Source organism: uncultured Cyclobacterium sp. (assembly GCF_963976465.1).
Taxonomy (GTDB): Bacteria; Bacteroidota; Bacteroidia; order Cytophagales; family Cyclobacteriaceae; genus Cyclobacterium.
This window is the reverse complement of record NZ_CAXBOC010000448.1, coordinates 1-4,749: the sequence shown is the minus strand read 5'-3', so window position 1 is coordinate 4,749 and position 4,749 is coordinate 1. Positions and strand designations below refer to the sequence as shown.

The 4,749-nt window shown below is 38.7% G+C and carries 3 protein-coding genes; all 3 read right to left on the bottom strand.

Annotation, left to right across the window (positions count from 1 at the left end; all coding sequences use genetic code 11):
• Positions 1 to 609: 609 nt before the first annotated feature.
• Positions 610 to 1,686: a hypothetical protein gene (locus AAC037_RS19980; RefSeq protein ID WP_339905097.1), complete on the bottom strand. Its 1,077-nt coding sequence runs from the start codon at positions 1,684 to 1,686 to the stop codon at positions 610 to 612.
• Between the two features lie 125 nt (positions 1,687 to 1,811).
• Complete coding sequence (locus AAC037_RS19975) at positions 1,812 to 3,986, bottom strand: hypothetical protein (protein ID WP_339905096.1); 2,175 nt, start codon at positions 3,984 to 3,986, stop codon at positions 1,812 to 1,814.
• Between the two features lie 147 nt (positions 3,987 to 4,133).
• On the bottom strand, positions 4,134 to 4,749 hold a 616-nt coding region (locus AAC037_RS19970), incomplete at its 5' end, for a prolyl oligopeptidase family serine peptidase (RefSeq protein ID WP_339905095.1).

The window sequence follows — 4,749 nt, the reverse complement described above, 5'->3', positions numbered from 1 at the left end:
TGGTTTTAATATTGGCGTTTTTTTTATAATGATTACTGAACCAAAAACTTCGTCAAACAGTGCCTGTGCCCTTGCCTTCTCATCTTAAATTTCTTAACGCCGAAAATCTACAAGGCGGAAATAAATTTTCGTCATTCCCAGACGTTGCAGGGGCTTTGCGTAGTGGAAGTCGAAGGAATCTCCAACGTAATGAGATTGCCACAACCTTATCCTACGCTACACCTCCCCATAAAAGGGTTCGCAATGACGAAATGGTATATCATTAATTCGGTACACTTCGACAAGCTCAGTGACCGAAAGACGTGATTCCGAGGCATTACTAGGGCTTGTTATTGAAAAAAATCGAACAAATCCCCAGCGTTATAAGATTGCTACACCCTTTCCCTAAGCATCACCTCTCCAACAAAGGGTTCGCAATGACGATATAGAGAATTTTTAACAAAAACGTAAATATTAGGGCGCGGTGGCCGGGCCAAAACTACGAGGCGGCGTTGGGTTTTATGAGGGAAAGATTAGTTTTAGCTACAATTTTCACTACATCACGACATCACCAAATCACACCATCACAGATCACAGATCACTACATCACCCCATCATAACCCCTCCACTCTACTTAATCTCATCCCAAAAAAATTCATACCGCTCAATACTAGGGAAAGTCTTATTAGCTCCTTTGTAGTTGATCAAATTAAAATAGGTCTTGCCTTCTTTTTCCTGAAAATAAGGAACCGCATAGTAGCCATCTGTGATGTGGGCACGTTCGCTATTGTCCAATATAAACCATTTTTCTACGGCTAAAGATTTCGGGTTGATCTTGAACAGACCCAACTCCATCCTTCTCCCCTCTCCTTCCATGGTTCTCCAATTCCTACCCAATAAATACAGATTGCCATCTCTTGAAAAAAGACGTGGTCGACCAATATGAGATTCTATAAACCCATAGGATGAACTTAAATTGTTCTCCTTGATTACCTTAAATTCAGCATCTGTAAAATATATTCTTTGATTTTGCCCATATTCTCTAGTAGTCACCATAAATCCATCTTCCCATGGAATAAATGCACTTTCATTGATTTTATGCCCACCAAATTCTTCGGTTAAGTTGCAAACCAAAGTCCATGATTTACCATTATTCTTGGACTGAATCACATCCACAGACCATTCACCTCCAGGCCTATAACCAAAGCCCATCACCAACATATAGGTAATTTTGTCCTTAACGATAAAGTCAAATGCATAGCCATATTCCCGTCCATTTACCATTGGCGCCAATTCGGTTTTTGAAGCCTCAAAACCATTCTTTGTTTTCCTTACACTAACCTGTCTCAACCCAGTTCGGTAATTGTCATTGTCATGCCCAGAATGTTGAGAGTCGATATAGAGCTTTATAGATCCATTCGGAAATTCAACCCATTCCCCCATTTGGTGAATCAATCCGGGGTCACTCGCCAGGTTTTTTCTTTCTATGATGACATTATTTTTGGTATCGAAATGCATCATATCCAACCGAGCTTCCTTCCCTCCGCCATGTTGTGTTCCTCTTTTAAACGACACCAATACTTCGTCCGGATTCAGTCTTAAAATAGCTGGGAAAGCCAAATAATTGTCTTTTTCAAATTCATTGGAAGAAACTAAAATTTGGGTGGTCTTGTATTTTGGGATTATTGCGTCTTGTCCATTTGCCATAAAAATGGCTATAAAAAAAACAGCTAGGCAATTGGTTAAAATTTTAAGATTTATCATTATTTCTTATAAGGTTTGATCAAAACACAACAAGCATGTTGGTTTTGAGGTTATTGGTTTTTCTTATTTTATTCAATACTAATGTTATCGACATGAATGGTTCCTGTGGCCAATGCACGTATAATGAGTTTTGTTTTCAATTGATTAGGTAGTTCAGAAATAGGGATTTGAAAGGCTTCCCAATTTTCAGAAAGGCGAACTCTTTTGGAAATTCCCTCTCCAATTAACAACAAAACATCCATCCCTTCTTTTTCAGGCGTTCTCAGAGACACCTTCAAATAATCCGCCTTGCCTTTTTTCAATAGAAATTCTTTCGAGGTTATTTCATAACCTTTTTGGCTATTAAAACTTGCAAAGTGGGTTCCCTCAACCGCATCCTGACTTGACACAATAGTAAAATGCTCTTTACCGAAGGTCCCTTGATCATCCTCAATGCGAAAAGCATCAAACCAAAGCCTACCATGGCTTTCAACTTCAGCTGAAACTTCCATTGCTAAGGCTACTTCTACAAAATGCGATTGGGCAGGTATTTGGTAAGGCAATTTCAGTTCCCTCCATTTAAATGTTCCTCTAACTTTTTGATTTTTTTGAACACTATCAATGATGTTACCTTTGGAGTCCTTAAAAGTGATTTGCATACCTGCTTTTTCAATTCCAGCCAATTCTTCCCCATGCATCCAAACTGAAAAAACAGATGGGGTCTCCAGGATTATGGGAATTTCAGAATGGGACTTCCAGGATATTTTCCTTCCAGCACCTCTCCCTGCATCCCTGTCTGCATAAAGTAACATGGAGGATCTTCCGGAATAAGATCTACCCGAATAATCAGAATTGGCCATTACCTTCCAGTCGTATGCTGCATGTAAATGATCGTAGCCCTGATTATCAGACACCCAAAACTTCTCAAAATCATCCGCATTCAAGCCTATAGGACTATTTCTTTCCGGAAGCCAATCTTCCCTACTTGACCATGCCGGTAAAATGTCCCATAACCAATGGCTGTTTGCTTCTTCAAAACCTCCGTGTGGCATTTTCTGATGAAAAATATACTCCAAAATACCTCCTTCTGGTTTCGGAATAGTAAGCGCTTGTTTACTATCCTTTTCTACTAGCCTCCAATTCCCTAAGGCTTCCCAAATGGCGGGTTGATAAACTTCATGTATCAGAATACCATCAGCCCCTAACTGTTGAAAATAGTGCATTTGCTTTGGGATGTATTCCAAAAGGTGACTCAAAGAATATTCATCCCTAACCTTCCAAAACACAGTAGAAAGCATGTAGGCATAAAATTTCATCCCATTATTTGAAGTTTCCTGTCTAATTTCCCGAAACTTCTCTATTGCACCGTCTTCAAACCAGGCAAAAGTTTCGCCTCTGGTATTGGACATCACCAAGCCATCAGCTACCTTATTATCAACCATGGACTTCCAATCCAAAATGATGTTTTTACCGGAAGGTTGTAAGTACCCGCTAAGTGTCGCTCCTGCAATGGAAGATATATTGTAGGCATCCAAGGTTTTATTGGCTTCCTTTAGAAAATCAATGATGAAATCACCATGAATTTTAGCTACCTTTTCTCTATCCGGTGCAGTTGACAAAATATCAACCCCATAAATCTCTGTGTATTTTTCTATAATTGGTGAATTATAAGCAGCATAGGTATTTCGGGGAACCTCAGTCATGTTTCTTGGGGTATGACTGGATTTTGTACAAAAAAACATTTGATCAACTTCATATTCAGCAAGATCCCTAACCCTACCAAGCATGTAATCCCGAACTTCCTTGTGTGCGTAACTTGGAAAAGCATTGTAAATAATGGTATCCTTTTGAGATTGTGGGGTGAATTCCGGATGACGAATGAAAAATTGGTCATAACTTGATTCAAACAAATCGAAATGAACACCAACCCTTAATCCGGCCTTATGACCTTCCTCTACCAGCACCCTTAAAGGGTCAAAGTCTTCACCAAATGCATCGAGCCTTTCCCGATACACGGTTCCATGATCGATTCGTGCATTGATTACTCCCTTATTGTTTATTCTTAAATTAATTTGATCAATATTCTTTTCCTTAGCCAACTGCACAAATTGCTTTATTTCAGCTGGCCCCATAACATAAATATTATAATCCCAGGTTAAAACTATAGGGAATGGGTCCTCCTTTTCGGAATAGTTCAGTCCACCAAAATCTCCCACATCCAAAGCTTTTACCAAAGGAGAAATGAATAGCACAATTGATATCATAATCAAGATTGTTTTTACCAAGCCAAAACAATTTCTAAATTTCATTTTTTAATTATTTGGATAAGGATTGAAAATGATGTTATCCGGGATGATAAATATTTAACCGCATAATTTATAACAAACAATCTATTACTTAATAATATCCTTTCATTCTGCCAAGAAAGCCTTAATTATAGGGTTTTTGTAAACCTTCCAATTTGAAGTACTGTGCCCACCCTTGACCAGCTTTAGCTTTATAGCTCCGCCCAGTGCATTGACCTCTCTTATTAATTTCAGCGAATGATTCTTATAAGGTACTGCCTGATCTTTCCTACCATGAAAAATCAACATAGGCACATTTTTTAATTTTTCAGGGAAATTTGCAGGATTGATATCTTCAAAATCTTCTTTTGATTGCCAAATAAAATTTGAAGACTTTCTTTGCGAATAAGCCTGTTCTAAATCATAGACAGGAAAAGTGCCAATAACCCGGTCAATTTTCTCCGGGTATTCAGCTATCATTCTAAACATTTGAAGCCCTCCGGCTGAAGTGCCCCATAAAACCCATTTTTCTTTAACCCTATAATTTGAGCTTATGTACCGGTATACCTTCATCAAATTTTCCAGCCCTTGGTCTGTTCCCCAAGTATCATTTCCATTAGAGATGACAACAAATAAGTAGCCATTATCGATGGCCATATTTCTTTGGTGCACATAAAAGGGCACGCTTTGATCATTTTCAGGAGCATAACTCATCGCATTCCTACCGTTTCCATGCATTGCC

Coding starts and splice junctions, on each gene's coding strand:
- AAC037_RS19975 (WP_339905096.1), bottom strand. CDS start 3,986: ATGATATCAATTGTGCTATTCATTTCTCCTTTGGTAAAAGCTTTGGAT.
- AAC037_RS19980 (WP_339905097.1), bottom strand. CDS start 1,686: ATGGCAAATGGACAAGACGCAATAATCCCAAAATACAAGACCACCCAA.